21 protein-coding genes are annotated in these 21,758 nt (G+C 40.0%); 11 read left to right on the top strand and 10 right to left on the bottom strand.

Annotation, left to right across the window (positions count from 1 at the left end; genetic code table 11):
- Nucleotides 1–10: 10 nt before the first annotated feature.
- The 8 genes from IE056_RS00480 to IE056_RS00445 all read left to right on the top strand — a co-directional run bounded on the left by IE056_RS00480 (nucleotide 11) and on the right by IE056_RS00445 (nucleotide 11,116).
- Nucleotides 11–1,174 (top strand): efflux RND transporter periplasmic adaptor subunit, encoded by a 1,164-nt coding sequence (locus IE056_RS00480; protein ID WP_189602661.1) that lies wholly within the window; start codon nucleotides 11–13, stop codon nucleotides 1,172–1,174.
- Nucleotides 1,175–1,183: 9 nt separating this feature from the next.
- Nucleotides 1,184–4,651: an efflux RND transporter permease subunit gene (locus IE056_RS00475; RefSeq protein ID WP_189602660.1), complete on the top strand. Its 3,468-nt coding sequence runs from the start codon at nucleotides 1,184–1,186 to the stop codon at nucleotides 4,649–4,651.
- A gap of 110 nt (nucleotides 4,652–4,761) precedes the next feature.
- Nucleotides 4,762–5,958 carry a glutamate-5-semialdehyde dehydrogenase gene (locus IE056_RS00470; RefSeq protein ID WP_189602659.1) on the top strand — a complete coding sequence of 399 codons (1,197 nt, stop codon included), beginning with the start codon at nucleotides 4,762–4,764 and terminating at the stop codon, nucleotides 5,956–5,958.
- 25 nt (nucleotides 5,959–5,983) lie between these two features.
- Entirely contained in the window at nucleotides 5,984–6,763 is a 780-nt protein-coding gene (gene proB / locus IE056_RS00465) for a glutamate 5-kinase (protein WP_189603387.1), read from the top strand.
- Nucleotides 6,764–6,982: 219 nt separating this feature from the next.
- Nucleotides 6,983–8,731 carry an aspartate--tRNA ligase gene (aspS, locus tag IE056_RS00460; protein WP_189602658.1) on the top strand — a complete coding sequence of 583 codons (1,749 nt, stop codon included), beginning with the start codon at nucleotides 6,983–6,985 and terminating at the stop codon, nucleotides 8,729–8,731.
- Between the two features lie 48 nt (nucleotides 8,732–8,779).
- Nucleotides 8,780–10,573: a chloride channel protein gene (locus IE056_RS00455; RefSeq protein WP_189602657.1), complete on the top strand. Its 1,794-nt coding sequence runs from the start codon at nucleotides 8,780–8,782 to the stop codon at nucleotides 10,571–10,573.
- Nucleotides 10,574–10,575: 2 nt separating this feature from the next.
- Entirely contained in the window at nucleotides 10,576–10,815 is a 240-nt protein-coding gene (locus IE056_RS00450; RefSeq protein ID WP_189602656.1) for a hypothetical protein, read from the top strand.
- A 103-nt stretch (nucleotides 10,816–10,918) separates the two neighbouring features.
- On the top strand, nucleotides 10,919–11,116 hold the full coding sequence (locus IE056_RS00445) for a cold-shock protein (protein ID WP_189602655.1): 198 nt from the start codon (nucleotides 10,919–10,921) through the stop codon (nucleotides 11,114–11,116).
- A 309-nt stretch (nucleotides 11,117–11,425) separates the two neighbouring features.
- Here the strand turns inward: IE056_RS00445 and IE056_RS00440 are convergent, their stop codons facing one another.
- Nucleotides 11,426–12,382: an NAD-dependent epimerase/dehydratase family protein gene (locus tag IE056_RS00440; protein WP_189602654.1), complete on the bottom strand. Its 957-nt coding sequence runs from the start codon at nucleotides 12,380–12,382 to the stop codon at nucleotides 11,426–11,428.
- Between the two features lie 161 nt (nucleotides 12,383–12,543).
- Here IE056_RS00440 and IE056_RS00435 point away from each other — a divergent pair, with 161 nt between their 5' ends.
- Entirely contained in the window at nucleotides 12,544–13,098 is a 555-nt protein-coding gene (locus IE056_RS00435) for a hypothetical protein (protein ID WP_189602653.1), read from the top strand.
- A gap of 198 nt (nucleotides 13,099–13,296) precedes the next feature.
- On the opposite strand, the gene IE056_RS00430 is transcribed toward IE056_RS00435, so the two are convergent.
- Both IE056_RS00430 and IE056_RS00425 read right to left on the bottom strand, forming a co-directional pair.
- Nucleotides 13,297–13,662, bottom strand: a complete 366-nt coding sequence (locus IE056_RS00430) for a methylglyoxal synthase (protein ID WP_189602652.1) — start codon at nucleotides 13,660–13,662, stop codon at nucleotides 13,297–13,299.
- A 97-nt stretch (nucleotides 13,663–13,759) separates the two neighbouring features.
- A complete protein-coding gene (locus tag IE056_RS00425) occupies nucleotides 13,760–14,614 on the bottom strand; it encodes a DUF1206 domain-containing protein (protein ID WP_189602651.1) in 855 nt (284 codons plus the stop codon).
- 362 nt (nucleotides 14,615–14,976) lie between these two features.
- Here IE056_RS00425 and IE056_RS00420 point away from each other — a divergent pair, with 362 nt between their 5' ends.
- Nucleotides 14,977–15,972, top strand: coding sequence for an NAD(P)H-dependent glycerol-3-phosphate dehydrogenase (locus tag IE056_RS00420; protein ID WP_189602650.1), 996 nt, complete (start codon nucleotides 14,977–14,979; stop codon nucleotides 15,970–15,972).
- A 184-nt stretch (nucleotides 15,973–16,156) separates the two neighbouring features.
- Here the strand turns inward: IE056_RS00420 and IE056_RS00415 are convergent, their stop codons facing one another.
- The 5 genes from IE056_RS00415 to IE056_RS00395 all read right to left on the bottom strand — a co-directional run bounded on the left by IE056_RS00415 (nucleotide 16,157) and on the right by IE056_RS00395 (nucleotide 18,866).
- Nucleotides 16,157–16,552 (bottom strand): hypothetical protein, encoded by a 396-nt coding sequence (locus tag IE056_RS00415; protein WP_189602649.1) that lies wholly within the window; start codon nucleotides 16,550–16,552, stop codon nucleotides 16,157–16,159.
- Nucleotides 16,552–16,719, bottom strand: a complete 168-nt coding sequence (locus IE056_RS00410) for a hypothetical protein (protein WP_189602648.1) — start codon at nucleotides 16,717–16,719, stop codon at nucleotides 16,552–16,554. Before IE056_RS00410 ends, IE056_RS00415 begins: the two co-directional genes overlap by 1 nt.
- Nucleotides 16,716–17,735 (bottom strand): phenylalanine--tRNA ligase subunit alpha, encoded by a 1,020-nt coding sequence (gene pheS / locus IE056_RS00405; protein WP_189602647.1) that lies wholly within the window; start codon nucleotides 17,733–17,735, stop codon nucleotides 16,716–16,718. The genes IE056_RS00410 and pheS overlap by 4 nt, the downstream gene beginning before the upstream one ends.
- A 69-nt stretch (nucleotides 17,736–17,804) precedes the next feature.
- Entirely contained in the window at nucleotides 17,805–18,509 is a 705-nt protein-coding gene (locus tag IE056_RS00400) for a hypothetical protein (protein ID WP_189602646.1), read from the bottom strand.
- Nucleotides 18,510–18,866 carry a hypothetical protein gene (locus IE056_RS00395; protein WP_189602645.1) on the bottom strand — a complete coding sequence of 119 codons (357 nt, stop codon included), beginning with the start codon at nucleotides 18,864–18,866 and terminating at the stop codon, nucleotides 18,510–18,512. It abuts the gene before it with no gap.
- Between the two features lie 47 nt (nucleotides 18,867–18,913).
- Here IE056_RS00395 and IE056_RS00390 point away from each other — a divergent pair, with 47 nt between their 5' ends.
- Nucleotides 18,914–19,432, top strand: a complete 519-nt coding sequence (locus tag IE056_RS00390) for a CvpA family protein (RefSeq protein WP_189602644.1) — start codon at nucleotides 18,914–18,916, stop codon at nucleotides 19,430–19,432.
- Nucleotides 19,433–19,473: 41 nt separating this feature from the next.
- Here IE056_RS00390 and can read toward each other — a convergent pair whose 3' ends face one another.
- The gene (gene can, locus IE056_RS00385) at nucleotides 19,474–20,109 is read right to left on the bottom strand and encodes a carbonate dehydratase (protein WP_189602643.1); all 636 of its coding nucleotides are present in this window, start codon (nucleotides 20,107–20,109) and stop codon (nucleotides 19,474–19,476) included.
- Nucleotides 20,110–20,143: 34 nt separating this feature from the next.
- Nucleotides 20,144–21,700 (bottom strand): SulP family inorganic anion transporter, encoded by a 1,557-nt coding sequence (locus tag IE056_RS00380; RefSeq protein ID WP_189602642.1) that lies wholly within the window; start codon nucleotides 21,698–21,700, stop codon nucleotides 20,144–20,146.
- Nucleotides 21,701–21,758: the final 58 nt, after the last annotated feature.

Genomic DNA, 21,758 nt, shown 5'->3' with positions numbered 1-21,758 from the left:
TACAGACACTATGAAAAAAATTGCGACTATATTTCTTCTATCGCTAGCCATCATTTCCTGCGGAAACGGCGAAGACAAATCGGTTGAGGAAGTAATTGAAGATGGTAACCTTAGCGAGATAAGGCAAAAGAAGTCTGAATTAAGTAAAGAGCAAAGTGAGCTTTCACGCAAGTTAGATCTTTTAGAATCTGCTATCAACGATCTTGATGAAGACCGTGGCCGCCCACTGGTAAATATTCAAAAGCTGGAGGACACTACCTTTAGACATTATGCACAGGTACAGGGGGATGTTTATACTGATGAAAACATTGTTATTTATTCTGAAACTTCAGGAATTCTGAATGATGTTCGTGTTAACGAAGGTCAACAGGTTTCAAAAGGACAGGTTCTGGCTGTAATAGATGACGGGGGCCTTTCCAGTGAACTTGCGAGAATTGAAACTCAGCTGGCTCTTGCTGAAACCACCTTTGAACGCCAGGAACGTTTGTGGGAACAAAACATAGGTTCAGAAATGCAATACCTGGAAGCCAAATCTAATTTTGAAGCCATGCAGAATTCTGCCAGCCAGATACGCACCCAGTTGGCAAAAAATACTGTCAGAGCTCCTTTTAGCGGAGTAATAGACGAAATCATAACAGAAGAAGGAGAAGTAGTAAATCCAGGACAAAGTCAACTGTTTCGACTGGTAAGCCTTAAAAATATGTTCATTGAAGCCAGTGTGCCCGAAAATTACCTGAACCAAATAACTGAAGGTTCTGAGGTGATCGTGGAGATAGGTTCAATCGGGAAACAATTCACAGGAGAAATACAAAGGGTAGGCAATACTATAAACCCAAACAATCGAACCTTTAGGATTGAAGTCGCCATCCCAAATGAAGATGGCCTGGTAAGACCTAACCAGATTGCCACAGTAATGATCAACGACTATATTAATGAAGAAGCCATTATAGTACCCGAACACACGGTACAACAAAATTCACAGGGAGAAACCCTTGTTTATGTATGGGAGCCGCAGGAAGAAAATAAAGGTCTCGCAAAAAAAGTAGTGGTTGAGACAGGATATGTGTATCAGGGAAAAATTGAGATCACCGAAGGACTGGAACCTGGAGACACTATTATTACAGACGGAAGCAGGAACCTGCGTGACGGACAGGAAATACAAACAAGTAACTAATTATTGACGATGAACAAAATAGATAGGGAATTTAAACTTTCTTCCTGGGCTATAGATAACAAGATGACGGTATATGTCATTATGGCCATTGTCCTCATTGGAGGATTGATGTCCTACTATGCGATGCCGCGGGAATCTTTTCCGGAAGTAATTACTACCAATATATATGTAAGCTCTATAAACCCCGGAAACTCTGCCGAAGATGTAGAAAAGTTCATTACCGAACCTTTGGAGGAAGAATTCAATGATGTTGCGGGAATAAAAGAGATCACCTCCACTACCCTTCAGGATTACTCCCTGGTCATTGTGGAATTTGAAGATGACATTGATGTAGATGTTGCCAAACAAAAGATTAAGGATAAGGTAGATATGGTAAAAGCCGAAACCACCTGGCCCACCCTTGATAACGGAGCTAAGGTGGAACCCAATGTTTTTGATCTTAATATTTCTGAAGAACAATCTATCTTAAACATTAATCTTACTGGAGATTACACAGTACAGCAGCTAAAAGATTATGCAGAGTACCTTCAGGAACGAATAGAAATCCTGCAGGAGATCAAAGAGGCTAATATCCGCGGAGCCGAAGACATGGAGGTGGAGATTGCTGTAGATATATATAAAATGTCTGCTTCAGAAGTTAGTTTTGATGACATCATCAACTCTGTAAGTGCCGAGAATAGAACAATTTCGGGAGGAAACATTATTACGAGTGGCGTTCAGCGTAACATTAGAATCATTGGTGAAATTGAAGACCCCGATGAACTGGAAAATGTAGTGGTAAAACGTGATGGCGGGAATGTTTTTCTTAGAGACATAGCCAGCATTAATTTCAGGGAAAAAGACCGCACCACTTTTGCACGTGAATACGGGCAGCCCGTTGTGATGCTGGATATAAAGAAACGCAGCGGCCAAAATATGGTGGAGGCGGTAGATAAGATCAAACAGATTGTAGAGACAGAACAGGAAGAATATTTTCCCGAGAGTCTCAATATAAGCCTTACCAATGACCAGTCTACCAATACAGAAAAGCAGGTAGATGACCTGGTCAACAACATTATTTTTGGGGTTATCCTGGTGGTTTTGGTCCTCATGTTCTTTTTAGGCTTCAGAAATGCCCTTTTTGTAGGACTGGCAATTCCGTTGTCCATGTTTTTATCTTTTATCGTTCTTTCCAGTCTGGGATACACGCTCAATACCATGGTACTGTTCGCACTGGTCATGGGATTGGGGATGCTGGTAGATAACGGGATTGTAGTGGTGGAAAATGTCTATACCCTCATGGACCAGGGGATGAGCAGAAAACAGGCAGCAAAACAGGGACTGGGGGAAATCGCCTGGCCAATTATTGCCTCTACAGCCACAACCCTTGCCGCATTCTTTCCTCTTGCATTATGGCCGGGTACTGTTGGAAAATTCATGATGATCTTTCCTATTACCCTTTCCATCGTTCTTGGATCTTCATTATTTGTGGCTCTCATCATCAACTCCATGCTTACTTCGGAATTTATGGAGACAGAAGAAGAGGAATTGAGTAAAAGAAAGCTAATAAGATACAGCGGAATTCTGGGTGGCGTAGGTTTGGTACTCCTTATTGCGGGGTATATTATTCCCATGGGAGCCTTGAGAGGAATCGGTAATCTGATGATCCTCACAGGAATACTGCTGTGGGTTTATAAATATGTATTGGCTGGAGGAGTGGAATTCTTTCAGTATAAGGCCCTAAAAAAGCTTGAAAATGCTTACGAGAATACGCTTAAGTATGCCCTGCGTGGCAAGAAAGCATATATATTTTTCTTCGGAACGGTAGCATTGCTGGTAATTTCGTTTATCCTGATAGCTATAGTACAGCCTAAAGTGCTTTTCTTTCCCGAAAATGAACCGAAGCAAATCATTACCTACATTGAATATCCTGAAGGCACCGATATTGAAAGGACAAATGAGCTCACCAAACAGGTTGAGCAACAGATTTTTGACGTCATCAAAAAATATGAAGATGAGGACGGCTATAATTTCATGGTGGAATCTGCCATTTCCCAGGTAGGAGAAGGAGCAGGAAACCCGCAGACAGACGGTGGCCAGCAGAATGAAATGCCGCACCGGGGAAAAATAACCCTTTCAATGCGAGAATTTCAGGAACGACGGGGCGTAAGCAGTAGCAAAGTATTATCTGAAGTTCGGGAAGCTGTTCAGGGATTTCCGGGAGCTTCCATTATTGTAGAAAAGGATGCTGCAGGACCACCGTCGGGCTACCCTATAAATATTGAGCTCAAAGGGGAAGATTACGAGCAGATGTTGACCGAAGCCGAGAACCTGCGCTCCTACATTCAGGAGCTAAGCATTGGAGGTATTGAAGAGTTGAAGATCGATGTCAACAAAGCAAAGTCAGAACTGGATGTAAAAGTGGACCGTAGAAAAGCGGGACAACTTGGAGTTTCAACCAGCTCGGTTGGACAAACCCTTAGAAGGGCAATTTATGGAGAAGAAGTCTCTACCTATAAAGAGGGAGACGATGATTATCAGGTGAACGTACGATTTAACGACGAGTACCGGTACAATGAAAATGTACTGTTTAATCAGCCAATCACCTTTAAAGATCAGAACACCGGAAATGTGGTACAGGTGCCTATTTCATCCCTGGTTACTACCGAATTGACTTCTTCCTTTAGTTCTATAAAAAGGAAGAATCTAAAAAGGGTAATTACCGTTTATTCCAATGTGCTGCAGGATTACAACGGAAACGAGATCGTCGAAAAACTAAGGACAGAATTGGGTAATTATGATCTTCCCGAAGACATTAGTCTTGAATTTACCGGAGAGCAGGAAGAACAGGCAGAAAACATGAACTTTCTTGTTAAGGCGCTTTTAATTGCGCTGGGAGCAATTTTACTTATCCTGGTGGCACAATTCAATTCTATTTCAAGACCGGTGATCATTTTAATGTCTGTGCTACTGAGTTTGGTGGGCGTATTTCTGGGACTTATCATTTTCCAGATGGATTTCATTATAATCATGACCATGATGGGAATTATTTCCCTCGCCGGGATTGTGGTGAACAATGCCATAGTACTTATAGACTATACCCAGATCCTTATTGACCGGAAAAAGGAGGAACTAGGTCTGGAGGAAGATGAACTGCTAACGCGTCGTCAATATTTTGATATAATTGTGGCAGGAGGAAAATCAAGGCTGAGACCGGTTCTTTTAACTGCCATAACGACAGTATTAGGTCTTATTCCTCTCGCAGTAGGGTTAAATATTGACTTTTTTACACTTTTCATAGATTACAACCCTCAACTTTATATTGGAGGAGATAATGTTATCTTTTGGGGACCTTTAGCATGGACCGTTATCTTCGGACTAATTTTCGCAACCTTCCTTACGCTTGTAATAGTACCGGTTATGTTCTATTTAGTGAACCGATCAAAAGTTAAAATTTCTAATAAACGGAAAGCGAAAAAGCAAGCTGCTACAGGTTAAAAAATGCGGCTCACCTTTAATTCCGGAGGTTTTTTTGTAAATTGGGAGTATGGCAAAGAGTTTGTCCATAATGTAAAAGTTCAAATATTTTATTAATTAAAAATTAAAGAATGAATACTTTACTTACCATTGAAGAACGCAATGCCGTTTTATTGTCAATGGCAAATCTTGTAGAAAGTAGAAAAGAAGAAATTTTAAAAGCCAATAAAATCGACCTGGATAGTTATTCAGGAGATGATTTAGCCATGGAAGACAGGCTAAAGGTGGATGCCTCCAAAATTGAAGGAATGATCCACTCACTAAAACATTTAGCTTCCCAGGATGACCCTGTAGGTGTTGAACGCTTCAGTTTTAAACACGAGAATGGAATGCAGGTTTACAACAAAACTGCTTCTTTCGGTACAGTGATGATCATATATGAATCCCGCCCCGATGTGACAGTAGAAGCGGCAGGGATTGCCTTTAAATCTGGTAACAAGATCCTTCTTAAAGGAGGAAAAGAATCCCTTAACTCTAACCTGGTAATTGTTGACCTTTGGCATAAAGCCCTCGAAGAAAACAATGTTGCAACAGGATGGGTTGAGTACCTGCAATTTGACAGGACAAAAACTCAGGAATTCCTGAAGAATCCAGATCAAAGAGTAGATTTAATTGTACCTCGCGGTGGAGAACGTCTTATACAGTTTGTAAAAGAAAATTCCTCGGCCCAGGTAATTGTAAGTGGTCGCGGAAATAATTTTGTGTATGTGCATGACAAAGCAGACACAGATATTGCCATAGACGTGATCCTCAACGGAAAAACCGGAAAAATATCGGCCTGTAATGCAGTTGATAAAGTATTGATCGACTCCAGGCTTCCAAATAAAGAAGAGTTCCTACAGGAGCTTTTATCCAAACTTGCAGAAAATAATGTACGCGTGATCGCAGACAGGAGCCTTCAGGATCTTGATGGTGTGAAACCTCTGGAAAATGAAGACGAATGGTATCAGGAATTTCTGGATTATAAAGCATTAATTGGGGAAGTGGATTCAGTTTCCGAAGCAATTGCCAAAATCAATAAGTATTCAGGAGGACATTCTGCCTCTATCATTTCAATGGATGATAAAGCTGCACAGCAGTTTATGGAAACTGTAGATAATGCGGCAGTGTATCACAATGCTTCCACAAGGTTTACAGATGGAGGACAATTAGGACTTGGAGGAGAACTTGCCATTAGCACTGACAAGCTTCACCAACGTGGACCTATTGGCCTGCAGCATTTAGTAACCAACAAATGGTATATACATGGTAACGGACAAATTAGATAATATTTTAATTGAGAATAACATACAAATGGAAACTCCAAAGAAGAAAAAAAGAATATTACTTAAATTAGGTTCCAATACCCTTACTAGAGAAACTGACCAAATCTCCAGGGGAAAAATAGAAGATATTGCAAGGCAGATCGCAGCCCTTAAAGATGAATATGAATTTGTGTTAATTAGCTCGGGTGCAGTTGCTGTAGCCAAGCAGTTTGTAAACCTGGAAAAAAGCGGGGAAAATATAGATGTCAAACAGGCATTGGCCTCTATAGGACAACCCCATCTAATGAGGATCTTTCAGGAAAGCTTCAGGGAATTGGGATTATTAACTTCCCAGTGTTTGCTTTCCCCCAACGATTTTAGCAGGGAAGATGCCCGCCAGAATATTATCAATACGGTAAATGTGCTGGTGGAGAACGATTATATCCCCATCATCAATGAAAATGACACAGCATCTATTGATGCCATACAATTTGGTGACAATGATAATCTTGCAGCACAAACGGCTGCTTTGCTTAACGTCGACCTGTTTATCATTGCCACAAATACACATGGGGTTTATAAAAAAGGTTCTATTACAGCAGAAACTCCCGAAACTATACGGCAGGTAAATGACCTGAGTATCCTGGAGCGTGAGATAGAAACTGAAACAAAATCTGCTCATGGTACCGGTGGAATGAAATCCAAAGTTTCGGCGGCAGCTATAACGCAAAAAGCCAAAATCGAAACCTGGATCGTCAACGGGCTTGACGAGAATTTCATGCTTGACGCGATAAATGACAAGGTCCACTTCACCAAAATAGACCATTAGGAATTAAGTTTTTACATTCTAGAAAAGCTGTGGAGAAGATTTCTTCACAGCTTTTTTTTGGTTACAAGGGAAATTTCCCGGATTTAAATCGAGGTTAGAACTTCTCAGGGATTTTACTTTATTCAAAAGACCTTAAATCAATCTGTCATTTATTTTTATATCCTGTCAAGAAATGACTATATCTTCTTACTTTTGCTGCACAAAAAATTTCAGAATATTATGTACAGAAGTCATACCTGTGGTGAATTAAGGATAGAAGATAAAAATCAGGAAGTTACGCTTGCCGGTTGGGTGCAGAAAATCCGGGATAAAGGATTTATGGCCTGGGTGGATCTACGGGATCGGTATGGGATTACGCAGCTTATTTTTGATGAGGAGCGTACGCCAAAAGAAATGATGGAAAGAGCTACCGAGTTAGGTCGCGAATTCGTGATTCAGGTGAAAGGAAAAGTGATCGAGAGAGAATCTAAAAATCCAAACCTGCCAACAGGAGACATTGAAATACTTGTTTCTGAACTTCAGATCCTTAATACTTCGGAATTGCCTCCTTTTACCATTGAAGATGACACAGATGGTGGAGAAGACATCAGGATGAAGTACAGATATTTGGATATCCGCCGGAATGCGGTAAAGAATAAATTAATGTTTCGCCATAAAGTAGGTATGCAGGTGCGAAATTATCTTTCGGGACAGGGATTTATTGAAGTTGAAACTCCATATTTAATCAAATCCACACCTGAAGGCGCCAGAGATTTTGTGGTGCCAAGCCGGATGAATGAAGGTCAGTTTTACGCACTTCCGCAATCACCGCAAACCTTTAAACAGCTGTTGATGGTAGGCGGAATGGATAAATATTTCCAGATCGTAAAATGTTTCAGGGATGAAGATCTACGTGCCGACCGCCAGCCGGAATTTACTCAGATTGACTGTGAAATGGCATTTGTGGAGCAGGAAGATATCCTGAATATTTTTGAAGGACTTACCACCCACCTTCTAAAAGAGATTAAGGGCGTGAAAGTTTCGGAATTTCCAAGGATGACTTACGCCGAAGCGATGAAGAAATACGGAAACGACAAACCCGATATCCGGTTTGGAATGGAATTCGGTGAATTGAATGAACTGGCAAAAAACAAAGGTTTCAATGTTTTTGATCAACAGGAATTAGTAGTTGGAATTGCTGTTCCAGGGGCCGCTTCGTATACCAGAAAGGAAATTGACAAACTTATTGAATGGGTAAAACGTCCGCAAATTGCAGCCAACGGACTCGTATGGGTAAAATATAATGAAGACGGAAGTCTTAAATCTTCTGTAGATAAATTCTATTCAGAAGAAGATTTAAAAAGCTGGGCTACAAAAACAGGAGCCAATCCCGGGGATCTTATCCTGGTTATGGCCGGTGACGCGAATAAGACCAGAACCCAGTTAAGCGCATTGAGAATGCATTTGGCAAATGACCTGGGATTAAGAAAAGCAGATGAATTTGCACCGCTTTGGGTAGTAGATTTCCCGCTTCTGGAATGGGATGAGGAAAGCAACCGCTTCCACGCCATGCACCATCCTTTCACTTCGCCAAAGCCGGAAGATATGGAGCTTCTAAAAACGAAACCTGGAGAGGTACGTGCTAATGCGTATGATTTGGTGCTCAACGGAAATGAAATAGGTGGTGGTTCTATAAGGATCCATGACAAAGCCACGCAGGCGGAGATGTTCAATTATCTTGGTTTTACTCCCGAAGAAGCAAAAGCCCAGTTCGGGTTCCTGATGGATGCCTTTGAATATGGAGCACCCCCACACGGCGGAATCGCTTTTGGATTTGACCGACTTGTGGCCATTCTGGGAGGACATGAAACAATAAGGGATTATATCGCATTCCCTAAAAACAATTCGGGAAGGGATGTCATGATAGACGCACCTGCAAAAATTGACGAAGCCCAGCTAAACGAGCTGCATCTCAAATTAAAATTATGATGAATCAAAATCCTACTTTCCGGTAGGATTTTTTTATCGACTAAAATCATGCATGGAAGAAAGAGAAATCCTTTATTAGTCAGATTTTTGATCTGGCGCACCAAAAATCTTACCCATCAGCAATTTGTAATGATTCTCGCTGCCTTAATTGGGTTCACAGCTGGTTTGGGTGCCGTGCTCATCAAAAACCTTACGCATCTCATTCAGCTGTTACTGGAAGGAGAATTCATTAGCAATTATCATAATGCATTTTATTTTATATTTCCGGTAATTGGGATTGCGATCACCCTACTCATTATAAAATACGGGATCAGGAATTCTGTAGGGCACGGAATTCCTTCTACTTTGTATGCAATCTCTAAGATGAAAGGGATCATGAAGCCCTACCAGATGTATGCATCGCTGCTCACTGCACCTATCACCGTGGGGTTTGGAGGATCTGTAGGACTGGAAGGCCCTACGGTGGCCACAGGGGCTTCCCTTGGCTCGAACATTTCCCGGCTGTTCAACATGAACCAGGCTACCCGTACCCTTCTTATAGGTTGTGCGGCAGCAGGTGCCATGTCGAGTATTTTCAAAGCTCCCATTGCTGCCATTGTATTTGCCATTGAAGTATTTAGCCTCGATTTGACCCTGGCATCGCTGCTTCCATTATTGCTGGCATCCGTCTCTGCTATTCTCACCTCCTATTTTTTCTTTGGATCGGAGATTATTCTCCCTTTTACTTTGAAGGACAGCTTCGAAATCTCTGATGTCCCTTATTATATACTGCTGGGAGTTATAGCAGCACTTTGTTCCATTTACTTCACACGGGTTTATTTCAGAATAAATAAACTCTTCAAACGAATAAAATCACCTCTACACCGCCTTCTTATAGGTGGAGGCTCTTTGGGCATCCTTGTCTATCTTATTCCTCCTCTCTATGGGGAAGGCTATGATGTGATCAACAATTTATTGCAGGAAGATTACCTCAAAGCCATGGGAAATACATTTTTCAATGCGTACTTTGATAATTTCTGGGTAGTGATAAGTTTGCTCTTCGGGCTTATAATATTTAAAATTGTGGCCACTTCCCTAACTTTCAATGCCGGAGGTATAGGAGGTATTTTTGCTCCCGTGCTTTTCATGGGCAGCACTATGGGACATTGTTTTGCTCTATTTATAAACCACCTGAATATTTTAAAAAGTCCGCTTTCTACAAGCAATTTTACCCTGGTGGGAATGGCAGGGCTTATGGCCGGTGTATTACAGGCTCCTTTAACCGCTATTTTCTTAATTGCAGAACTTACCCACGGCTATGAACTCTTTGTGCCTTTAATGATCACCGCTGCCATTTCTTTTATGATCACCACGCGCTTCCTGCCCCACTCTGTTTATACCATGGAGCTTGCAGCCCGCGGAGAATTGATCACGCACAATAAGGATCAGGCTGTACTTACATTGATGGATATAAATCAGGTAATAGAAACTAATTTTATTAAATTAAAACTTGGTATGACCCTTGGAGAGATTATCCATAACGGGGTGGTGAAGTCATCGAGAAACATTTTTCCTGTGGTAGATGACAAAAACAGCTTTATGGGCATACTTTTGCTTGATGACATAAGAGCAATTATGTTTGACAAAAGTTTGTATGATAGTGTAAAGATTGACGAACTTATGCAAAGCGCTCCAGATGTAATTGATGCAGACAAAGATGGTGCCAGGGAGATCATGAAAAAGTTTCAGGACAGCGATGCATGGAACCTTCCAGTGGTAAGTAGCAATAAATACATGGGATTTGTCTCCAAATCTAAATTATTAACTGCCTACCGGAAAAAATTAATTGAAGTAACCGTATAACAATGAATACAATTATTAAAATTCTAGCTATTCTTATAGCTTTAGCAATAGCAACAGGTTTTTACTATCGTATAAATGACGAGATAGTTCTTGGAGACAGGATCATTGGGATTGCTGTTTTGGCAAGTACATTTATTCTTCTTCCCATCTTTTTATACCACCGCTGGAACGGTAAAAAATTAAAAGATTACACTCTTTCTGATGAAAATATAAAAAAAATGCGAGAGCGGCAGAAGCACTAAGAGTCAGGTTCTAAGATTTTTAGAAATAAATAACATTTTCAATAAGTGCTGTTTAAAATAATACATTATGTTTGTACTTTATTAATTATTATTATTTTTTACAATGGAAGGTACAGTTAAATTTTTCAATGAATCTAAAGGTTACGGATTCATTACCAACGACGAAACAGGAAGAGACATCTTCGTTCATGTTACCGGTCTTAATGGTGAAACCCTTAATGAAGGTGACAAAGTAGAGTATGTTGAAGAAGAAGGAAGAAAAGGAATGACCGCAGCTCAGGTGCGTGTTATCAACGGATAATATATATTTCTATTTCGAATCTGACAAAACGTCCTGCAGTGCAGGGCGTTTTTTATGGAGTAATTTCCGGTGAAATTCTAATCTTTCATACCTGGTACAACTTCCCGAAAACATACTATTACAAAATGTAATTTGCCACAGTAGCAAAGAGCTGCCAAAAATCCCCTAATTCCCTATTCAGAATTTATTTTAGTAACTAATCCACAAATGTAAGGTATTCCTACAATCTGAAACCCCCAATGCTTCAGGACTGATTGATGTCATTCAGGATTTAAAGACAATTTTTGCTGGTTTTTCTGTTTCAATGAATTAATTACCCTGATAGGTATCTTTTAAACCGGCAAGCATTTCAAAAGTCATTTTCTCAAGATCAAAATCATGAGACCATCCCCAGTCCTCTCTTGCCTGTGCATCGTCTATACTCGAAGGCCAGGAATCTGCGATTGCCTGGCGAAAATCGGGTGCATAATCAATTTCAAATTCCGGAATATGTTCTCTTATGGCAGCTGCAAGAGTTTCGGGGGTGAAATTAAGAGCCGCCAGATTATAGGAAGATCTTACCTTCACTTTTTCTGAAGGTGCTTCCATTAATTGAATGGTCGCCTTAATGGCATCATCCATAAACATCATGGGCAGTTCTGTATCCTCCTTAAGAAAAGAAGTATATTTTTTGTGTTTCAATGCTTCATGATAGATTTCTACAGCATAATCTGTAGTGCCGCCTCCCGGAAGTGTTTTGTAACTTATTAAACCTGGATACCTGATGCTTCTAACATCTACTCCATATTTTTGGTGGTAATATTCACACCATCTTTCGCCCGACTGCTTACTTATTCCATAGACTGTAGAAGGCTCCATTACGGTAGTTTGCGGAGTATCAATTTTTGGAGTAGAGGGACCAAAAACTGCTATACTCGAGGGCCAGAATATCCTGGTAATCTTTTTCTCTTTAGCAAGATTAAGTACATGGAAAAGAGAACCCATATTCAGTTCCCATCCTTTCATAGGGAATTTTTCTGCAGTGGCGCTCAACATGGCAGCCATAAGATATACCTCATCGATCTCATGCTGAATCACAAGATTTTCAATGCTTTCAAAGCTGGTAGCATCTGCTATTTCAAAAGGACCACTCTCCATCAAATCCCGGCTCCCTTCCCGAATGTCACTGGCAATAACATTATCATTCCCTACTTTGTTGCGAAGTGCCATGGTTAATTCTGTTCCAATTTGCCCGCATGCACCAATTATCAATATCTTTGAAGCCATAAAGAGTTTAAAATTTTATTGTGCAAAGATATCTATTTCAGAAAAGAGGAAAAACTAACCGAAGCTAAATCATTGCCGTAATATGAATTTTTTCTTCTGAAGCAGCATTATTTTTATAAGAGTACTAATTTTCAGCTATATAATTTTTATATCTTCAAAAAATGAAAAAAATTCTCCTCATTTTCAGCCTTTTGTTAATGATTGCCTGTGAAGAAAACACACAGCAGTCGCAGAATACGGTTCAGCAGGATTCTTTGGAATTTTCTGAACCTTTACAGGTCGATACGAACCGCAGTGTCACGCTGATGCCCGAAGCGCGAGAGGCAGTAGGTGAATGGCTGGCCTATGCTACCGCACAGCATGAGATAGAAACTCTTAAAACTGCCACGGGAAATGATATTATCCAGAATTCAGGCCCCATGCTTGAGATCATGGAAAACCTGAACAACAGTATTCCGGAAGAACTTCAGGTGAATGCGGTAAAAGCTCGAACAAATGTTTTACTTACAAAAGCAGGAGTACTGAACCAACTGGCACACAAGAAAAACCAAAATGCAGGAGAAATCTATACTGCTGCAAATGAACTTATTACTGAATTTGATAATTTTAAGCTTCAGCTTAATGAGTTATTCCTTCCCTCTCCCGAAGATTTTGAACTTGAACTTGATGAGGAATTTGAAGAGAATCTGGAAATGCAGGATACACTTTCAGAATAATATTTTCATACAGCAACTGAATTCCCAGTGTTTCTGGTCAGGCTCCTGTGCTTCTTAAAAATCTTCGGAAGTTGCCTTTCTGATAAATCAACTTCCAGGTTTGCCCCTTTTCAGTACAACTTATCAGAAAGAAAAGCTCAGGAGAAGAAGATTTTCTGATGTATCATAAGTGATATTTTTCTAAAGTTTTACCGACTGCTATTCCTCAAGAATTATAAGATCTGCAGATGCACGATTAAGGGCGATGGGAATGTTATTTATTACAGCGGTACGAATGAGGGTCTGGATGTCATGCTCGTGACCGTGAGGAGTTTCGGCATCAATAAAAAAGATGATTTTATGTACTTCTCCCTGAAGGATCTTTGCAGCTAACAGAATATCACCGCCACTAGGGCCATGCCCAAAAGGTTTCACACCCAGCTCCAGCATATCATTAAGCAGTTTGGAGGTATTACTAGTTCCTATCAATCTATGTGAAACAAGGTCTTTTCGGTGTTCTTTGGCCCAGTTTAAAAGGTCATTTTTTCGGCCGTTATGAGCTATTAAAGCAATAGTGGTTTCCATGTTTGTTGGTGGTTAGAAATGTAATCTAAAGATAAGGCTTTTTCAGAAAATTGCCTTTAGCGAAAAGATAACATTCACCCCTGGTTTTACAGGAAGTTCATGGTTTTTCAGTTTCAGGCGAACGGTGCGTGCCCGAGGGATCATTATCTACATCGTAAGTTATTCCCAGGGCAAACATAAACAAACCGTAACAGATGGTTCCCACCGCTACTAAGACAAAAGGCAGAAGCCCCACATGATCACCTATAAAATTAAAAGCTTTATCTGTGTTTACCACGTATTCCTGATTTTTAGAAAGTCCGGCTCTTATAAAGAAATAGCCAATGATCCCTATGATGATCCCCCTGGAAAGATATCCTGTGTATGCGAAGAAATAGATCAATTTTCTCTTTTCCTTATTGAAATGAGCAATATCCATTCGCTCCCGGTAGCCCCGGGTAATTCCATAGAAAAATTGAACCAAGGCCGTTCCTGAAACAATCACCCCAAGAAGAATAATAACCCATGAGCCCCAGCTTTCCTGTAACATATTGCCTACCATTTCCCGCTGTTGCTCCGGCCTTCCATCTTCCTGAATGTCACTTGCTCCAATAAGTACCACCACGGCCGAAAAAGCAATAAGAGCATCGGCAATGGAGCTAAGGCCAATACCTGCTCTTCTCGCTTTTCCCTTAAGATCACTCCCATAGTTATAAGGATCTTTAATAGATTCATAAACCCTCCATACAATATAGCTCAACATCCCGAAAAGAATCATCCAGACCACTACTTTTCCCCAGGTATAATCATTCAGATATTTTAATAGACTGCTTTCATCTGCACCACCCTGTTTGATCCTTAACATGGAAAGTATTGCCACCACCCCCACAGCGATATAAATTAATCCGGTAGAAATACAACCGTAAAATGGCAGGTACCGTATTGGGTTCTTATGCTCTCTTGGGGATTCCATATTTTATTCTTCTGAAATATTAGTTTTTTGACTATCTGGATCTGTCGCGTCTTCGGTGTTTTAAACCTATTAAATAATTTATTTACCAATTGTATAAAAAAAATTGCCTTCAGGAATTAACTTCCTGAAGGCAACATAACTAACTAATAACCAACCAAAAAAAATGATCACTTTCTTTCGGGAAAAGTTCATTTTCTCTATTTTATAACGTGATATATTATGAGTTTCGTATTTTTTATATTTTTAAATATGTTAAAGTTTCAAAAAATAAGGGTAAGCTTTTTTAATAATTCTTATGTAGGTGTCTTCAACCGGTATAAAGCATAGAATTTTACCTATTTTTGAGCAGAGAAAACATCTTTATGGAGAAATCACCGAAATTTGCCGTAATAGGCGGCGGAAGCTGGGCAACTGCAATTGTTAAAATGCTGTGCGAAAACGTTGATGAAGTTAGCTGGTACATGCGAAGCGTCTACGCACTGGAGCATATAAAAAAGCAGGAACACAATCCCAATTATCTGAGTTCTGTGGAGTTTGATGTCAATCAATTAAAATTAAGCAACGACATTAATAAGGTAATTGAAGAAGCAGATTACCTCATCTTTGCGGTTCCTTCTGCTTTTTTAAAGCGGGAACTGGAAAAAGTGACCGCATCCTTTGATGGTAAAATAATTTTCTCTGCCATCAAGGGAATAGTTCCGGAAACGAGTTTAATTGTAGGGGAACATTTCCACGTAACCTATGATATTCCATATGAAAACATAGGAGTGATTACAGGTCCCTGCCATGCCGAAGAAGTAGCGCTGGAACGTCTCTCTTACCTTACCATTGCCTGTGCAGATGAAGAAAAGGCGAAAATGCTGGCAATGTACTTAAGCAGCGACTATATAAACTGTAAAACCAGTGATGATATATTCGGGACTGAATATGCGGCCATGCTTAAGAATATTTATGCCATAGCTGCAGGAATCGCCCACGGACTGGGTTACGGGGATAATTTCCAGAGTGTATTGATGAGCAATGCCATTCGGGAAATGAAGAAGTTCATCAAAAAAGTGCACAAAATGAAACGGAACATCAATGATTCTGCCTACCTGGGAGATTTGTTGGTTACAGGATATTCCATTTTCAGCCGGAACAGGATGTTTGGAAATATGATTGGAAAAGGTTACACGGTAAAAAGTGCACAAATGGAGATGAGTATGGTAGCCGAAGGATATTATGCCACCGAAAGTGCTTATAAGATCAATAGGGAAAAAGGAGCTAAAACTCCCATTATTAATGCAGTTTACGCCATACTTTACGAGGGAAAAGATCCGAAAAAAGTGTTTCAGAAACTTTCAGATAAACTAGATTAAATCCGTTTAAAGCCTGAAAATGGGGGGATAAAAATCTTTGATGCTGAAAAAGAACTCAAAAAAAAATTTTCCAGCTGAAATAAAATCAGCTGGACAAATTTTACTCTGTTTTGAAAAAACTTAAATTAGCTATCTCTGAATGAATCCGTTTACGGAAAGAGCTTTTAAAAAAAGGAATTTCTGACTATTCTGCAAGAACACCTTTCTGTTGCATCACCGGAAGCTCCCGTAACGCATTTTCATTGATACTGTTCTTTCTGAAATTAAACTTTTTGTGAAACAATTTTCCTTCAGCAAAAAAGGAAACTGAGAATTCATTGATAAGTTTCAGGACCTCCTCCTGCAGGAATTCTACTTTTGCAAAAGATTGCGGTGGCAGTTCTTTAATAGTGTGCCGCATAGTTGCCGTAGCATCTTTTTCATCATAGCCCCGGGTTACGATTAATACCGTATCAATGGGAGTACTGCGGTCATTGATGACATAGGCATTCCAGTCAAGGGAACGAAACTCTTTGTTTTCCTCCCGTACAACCGCCATAAAAACATCTTTGACTTCAGGTATATCAATATCCTTCTTCACTAATCACTAATCTTATTTTTCGCCCACTTATAGAGCCCCCAAAGAATAAGTGCTGCAATAACAAATAAAATAAGGCCTATGGTAAATTCAACTATTTCAACAGCTACTAAAACGATAATAATTGCAAAAGCTATAATACCGAAGATGATCAAACCTATTGTTTTCATATTGAGGATTTAAATTGTTCTAAAAACCGTAAATCATTCTCATAGAACATCCTGATATCACCTATTTGATAAAGCAACATCGCGATACGTTCTATTCCCATTCCAAAAGCAAAGCCCGAATATTCCGCAGGGTCAATGTTACAATTTTGTAACACGTTTGGATCTACCATCCCGCAACCCATGATTTCCAGCCAACCGGTTCCTTTTGTGATCCTGTAATCTGTTTCCGTTTCCAGCCCCCAGTAGATATCTACTTCGGCGCTGGGCTCGGTAAAAGGAAAATAAGAAGGCCGCAATCTAATCTTTGACTTTCCGAATAATTGCTTAGTAAAATACAACAAAGTTTGCTTTAAATCGGCAAATGATACGGTTTTATCAATATATAAACCTTCCACCTGGTGGAAAATACAATGAGAACGGGCAGAAATAGCCTCATTTCTAAAAACTCTTCCGGGGGAAATAGTTCTAATTGGCGGCTTGTTTTCTTCCATGTAACGCACCTGTACAGAGGAGGTGTGTGTTCTTAAAAGTACATCGGGGTTTGTCTGGATGAAAAAAGTATCCTGCATATCCCTTGCCGGGTGATACTCGGGAAGGTTCAATGCAGTGAAATTATGCCAGTCATCTTCTATTTCGGGTCCTTCAGAAACATTAAACCCAATATTGGAAAATATCTCAATAATCTGATTTTTCACGATAGATATTGGATGCCTTGCTCCTATTTCAACAGGCTCTCCCGGCCGGGAAAGGTCTCCATAGATCCCTTTTTCTTCCTGAGTGCTCTCCAGTTGCTCCTTAAGGGCAGTTACTTTGTCCTGAGCAGCGTTTTTAAGGGTGTTTACCGCTTGACCAAAATCCTTTTTCTGATCATTTGACACATTTTTAAACTCAGCAAAATACTGGTTTAAAATGCCCTTTTTGCCTAAATACTTTATTCGGAAACTTTCAATTTCTTCCATATTCCTTGCCTGAAAAGCTTCTATTTCAGAAATGTGTTCCTTGATCTTATCTACCATAATTCCTTTCTTTAGGAAGCGCAAATTTAAAAAAATAAAGTGGTTTTAAATCAGAATCCTAAAAGGCATTTATTGAACGGTCAACGGCCTGCCTCCCGCATTGGCATCTTTGTAGATATAAGCCATCAAAAAGAACACAGAAATGCCTCCAAACAAATGCCACAGCCAGTGAGTTCCCATGTAAAGAATTGCTGTGTTCACAAACCTGTCGGAAACCCTGAAGATTATAGCCAGTGTAAAGCTTCCCAGGGCAGCAAGAATGTAACCAGCGTACCTGCCCCGGGTAGAGATCACATACCAGGCCATTGGCAATAAAAGTGCCACTGCAGTGGCCAAATATCCTATGGTGTCTTTAGATAAACCAGGCACCGGTAATCTTCGCACCCCAATTGAAATTGCAACAATAAGTGCAATAACTCCAATTTTATATAAAAGGGACTTATCCAGTTTAAAAACAAAATAAATAGAAGCTGCCATACACAGTAATATGATCGGCACCCAATCCAGGTATAGCCAAACCGCACTGCTTCGCGTAGCATGATAGATGGTGCCTCCAATAAACCCAAGGAAAAGCACCGGAATACATAATGCCAGAAAATAGTGTTTTCGGGTTTCCCTGTAAACCTTGTACGCAAAAAACAGAATGATCATTAGAAACACCAGGTTACTAAAGGTGTTAAAAGGTTCTACAGGAAACCTTGTTAGATCTGTTTCTTTATAAACAGGGCCTCCATCTGTAGCCAGATATAAGATCTTTTCAAAAGTAGACGACATTTACTGTATATACTCCTTTTCAAGAAAATATTGTACAATCGCCTCTTTCATTAACACGGTCTGCTCCCCTGCTTTTAACTGAGGCAATGCCTCCAGCATTTTATAATGCGGCCAGCCATCATCATCAAAATAATCAAATTCATAGTAACCATAGGGTTCAAGCAGCCTGCAAATAGCAATATGCATAAGATCCAGCTTGTGGTCTTTTTTGTATTTTCTGTGTGGCTGTCCTAATTCCTGAACCCCAATCAGGTAAATGATTGCATCCAGCTCCAGCTTTTCCCCATCGGCAAATTGTCCCGATAATTTATCCTGAACCTGCTCCCACCGTATTTTTAATTGTTCATCTCTTGCCATGCCACAAAGATAAATACTAAGTTCGGGATTTTACTATATTTGAATCGATGAATGTAATAGACATTGTACTGAGTATTTTCCTCCTTCTGGGATGTGTACGCGGATTTTTTAAAGGATTTTTTATTGAACTGGCGGGACTGGTGGCCTTGATCCTTGGAATTTATGCAGCCATTCATTTTTCTGACCGTATGTTTGCCTTCCTTCAGCTGTTTATCACCTGGGAAGAAAAATACCTAACGATCCTGGCCTTTGCCCTCACCTTTACCATTGTAGTCATCATCATTTCTATCATTGGAAAAGTACTGACGAAAATGGCAGGCATTTTAGCTCTTGGCCTTGTCAACCGACTTTTAGGCGCCCTTTTCGGAATGTTGAAAACGGCATTTCTGGCCAGTGTATTTTTTATGTTCCTTAATCAAAGTGAAGCATTCCGGATGGAAGAGGAAACAAAAGAAGGTGCTGTTCTTTATCCTCCGGTAGAGAAACTGGCACCTATGTTCCTTCCTACCATTATTTCGGAAATTAAAGAAGGGGAACTTTTCGAGACTTCTTCCGAAGAAGAGTAGCCACAAAAAATCCCCCTTTAGTTATTTGAAGAGATATTCTTCTAGAAGTTCAATTGATACACTTCATCCAGTTGTTTCTCACTGCTTACGTTTACCCCGAGATCCTTTACAATTCCCGATCCTACTCCGTATACCCAGCCATGAAGATATAATTCCTGGTCGTTATGCCATGCGTTTTGAACAATGGAAGTTTTAGCAAGATCAAATACCTGCTCTTTTACATTTATTTCGACAAAACGATCAAATTTTTCATCTTCATTTGCAATACCGTCAAGTTCTTTCTTGTTTAGCCTGTACACATCTTTTATATGTCGAATCCAGTTATCTATTAATCCAATAGTCTGGTTGCCCATCGCTGCCTTTACACCACCACAACCATAGTGACCGCAAACAATAATATGCTTAATTTTAAGCACATTTACTGCATAGTCCAGCACACTTAACATATTCATATCACTGTGCACCACCATATTGGCAATGTTACGGTGAACAAATACTTCTCCCGGTTGTGCCCCAATAATTTCATTGGCAGGAACCCTGCTATCGGCACAACCTATCCATAAAAGAGGAGGCTGTTGTCCTTCTGCAAGCCTGGCAAAAAAATCGGGGTCTAATTCCAGTTTATTCTCAACCCACTTTTTGTTATTCTCAATTAACTGATCATATAATTCACTCATACTTATTTATTTTTAATTATTAAAATTTCTTTTTTTAAACTGCTACATCAAGTCCAAAATACCTGCGGTAGCTTTCCGGGTTTTCGATTTCTCCTTTAGCAGAAATCAATTTAATATTTATATTCCTGTCTTTTGCCTTGATTGCAAATTCATCCAGGATCTCAAGAATATCATAATCCAACACCTTTGTTTGCCTTACATCTATCACTACATACGCTCCTTTAGGGAAGCTATCCAGCTCTCTTAATATAGCTGCTTTATTTAAAAAGCTCACTTCTTCTGCAAGGGTGATCTTGTAGTGACCATCATTTACTTCATAACCTTCCTTATGCAAAAAGTGTGAGTTTTTATAGCTGTTAATAAGAATCACTCCAATACCTACTACCAGTCCCATTCCAATTCCCATAAGAAGATCTGTAAAAACCACCCCTAAGATAGTTATTATGAATGGCAGAAATTGCGATTTTCCTAATTTAAACATGGTTTTAAACAAAGCAGGCTTGGCTAATTTGTAACCTACCAGTAACAGTACGGCAGCCAAAACGGCCAGCGGAATGAGGTTTAATAAGGTAGGAATAGCAATAATGGAGATAAGGATCAGGAATCCGTGCATTATTGTTGAAAGTTTGGTTTGTCCACCCGATTGGGTATTTGCCGAACTACGAACAATTACCTGGGTAATTGGCAAACCACCTATCAATCCTGAAATCATGTTACCGGTACCCTGAGCGAACAGCTCACGGTTGGTAGGAGTTACTCTTTTCTTTGGATCAATCTTATCAATTGCTTCCACACTTAAAAGTGTTTCCAAACTTGCAACAATAGCAATGGTAATTGCAACAATCCATATTTCCGGATTCATAATCTCACCGAAAGCAGGCCCTGTAAACTGACCAAAGAAATCTGCTGCACTTTCTGGAACCGGAACTTGAACAAGATGTTCTGATGGAATTCCAAAAGCTTCGCCAGATACGGTAATATAGTATACAATACCCACGGCAACCGCAACTAGTGGTCCCGGAACAACCTTAAAGATCTGGTGTTTATGCACCAGAATTTTTTCCCACAGTAGTAGAATCGCAAGGGAGATAAGGGTGATCAAAACAGCGCCCCAAGAAATTACATTTACATAATTTCCCATAGCTGCAAAAATTCCGCCTCCGGGATTATCCAGAGCTTCTCCGTTAACTCCAAAGATATTAGGAATCTGCTGAATTATAATTGTGATCCCAATCCCAGCCAGCATTCCTTTGATGACTGAAGATGGAAAATAATATCCGATAACTCCGGCTTTAAGGACTCCGAGTATAATTTGCATTGCTCCTGCAATTACAACAGCCAGTAAAAAGCTTTCAAAGCTTCCAAGCGTTTGAATGGCCCCCAATACAATGACTGCCAGTCCGGCTGCGGGTCCACTTACCCCTAGAGAAGATCCCGAAATGGATCCTACAACAATTCCTCCCACCATACCGGCGATTAATCCTGAAAAAAGAGGCGCACCACTCGCTAATGCTATTCCAAGACATAATGGAATTGCAACAAAAAACACCACGATACTGGCCGGAAAATCTTTTTTAAAATGTTTGAACATATAAATACATTATTGTGACAGAAATTGATCTTATCTGTCAGATTTAATAAAAATGAAA

The sequence above is a fragment of the Salinimicrobium marinum genome (assembly GCF_014651535.1).
Classification (GTDB): domain Bacteria; phylum Bacteroidota; class Bacteroidia; order Flavobacteriales; family Flavobacteriaceae; genus Salinimicrobium; species Salinimicrobium marinum.
This window is presented reverse-complemented; position numbering and strand designations above follow the sequence as displayed.

Coding starts and splice junctions, on each gene's coding strand:
- IE056_RS00480 (WP_189602661.1), top strand. CDS start 11: ATGAAAAAAATTGCGACTATATTTCTTCTATCGCTAGCCATCATTTCC.
- IE056_RS00475 (WP_189602660.1), top strand. CDS start 1,184: ATGAACAAAATAGATAGGGAATTTAAACTTTCTTCCTGGGCTATAGAT.
- IE056_RS00470 (WP_189602659.1), top strand. CDS start 4,762: ATGAATACTTTACTTACCATTGAAGAACGCAATGCCGTTTTATTGTCA.
- proB (WP_189603387.1), top strand. CDS start 5,984: ATGGAAACTCCAAAGAAGAAAAAAAGAATATTACTTAAATTAGGTTCC.
- aspS (WP_189602658.1), top strand. CDS start 6,983: ATGTACAGAAGTCATACCTGTGGTGAATTAAGGATAGAAGATAAAAAT.
- IE056_RS00455 (WP_189602657.1), top strand. CDS start 8,780: ATGCATGGAAGAAAGAGAAATCCTTTATTAGTCAGATTTTTGATCTGG.
- IE056_RS00450 (WP_189602656.1), top strand. CDS start 10,576: ATGAATACAATTATTAAAATTCTAGCTATTCTTATAGCTTTAGCAATA.
- IE056_RS00445 (WP_189602655.1), top strand. CDS start 10,919: ATGGAAGGTACAGTTAAATTTTTCAATGAATCTAAAGGTTACGGATTC.
- IE056_RS00440 (WP_189602654.1), bottom strand. CDS start 12,382: ATGGCTTCAAAGATATTGATAATTGGTGCATGCGGGCAAATTGGAACA.
- IE056_RS00435 (WP_189602653.1), top strand. CDS start 12,544: ATGAAAAAAATTCTCCTCATTTTCAGCCTTTTGTTAATGATTGCCTGT.
- IE056_RS00430 (WP_189602652.1), bottom strand. CDS start 13,662: ATGGAAACCACTATTGCTTTAATAGCTCATAACGGCCGAAAAAATGAC.
- IE056_RS00425 (WP_189602651.1), bottom strand. CDS start 14,614: ATGGAATCCCCAAGAGAGCATAAGAACCCAATACGGTACCTGCCATTT.
- IE056_RS00420 (WP_189602650.1), top strand. CDS start 14,977: ATGGAGAAATCACCGAAATTTGCCGTAATAGGCGGCGGAAGCTGGGCA.
- IE056_RS00410 (WP_189602648.1), bottom strand. CDS start 16,719: ATGAAAACAATAGGTTTGATCATCTTCGGTATTATAGCTTTTGCAATT.
- pheS (WP_189602647.1), bottom strand. CDS start 17,735: ATGGTAGATAAGATCAAGGAACACATTTCTGAAATAGAAGCTTTTCAG.
- IE056_RS00400 (WP_189602646.1), bottom strand. CDS start 18,509: ATGTCGTCTACTTTTGAAAAGATCTTATATCTGGCTACAGATGGAGGC.
- IE056_RS00395 (WP_189602645.1), bottom strand. CDS start 18,866: ATGGCAAGAGATGAACAATTAAAAATACGGTGGGAGCAGGTTCAGGAT.
- IE056_RS00390 (WP_189602644.1), top strand. CDS start 18,914: ATGAATGTAATAGACATTGTACTGAGTATTTTCCTCCTTCTGGGATGT.
- can (WP_189602643.1), bottom strand. CDS start 20,109: ATGAGTGAATTATATGATCAGTTAATTGAGAATAACAAAAAGTGGGTT.
- IE056_RS00380 (WP_189602642.1), bottom strand. CDS start 21,700: ATGTTCAAACATTTTAAAAAAGATTTTCCGGCCAGTATCGTGGTGTTT.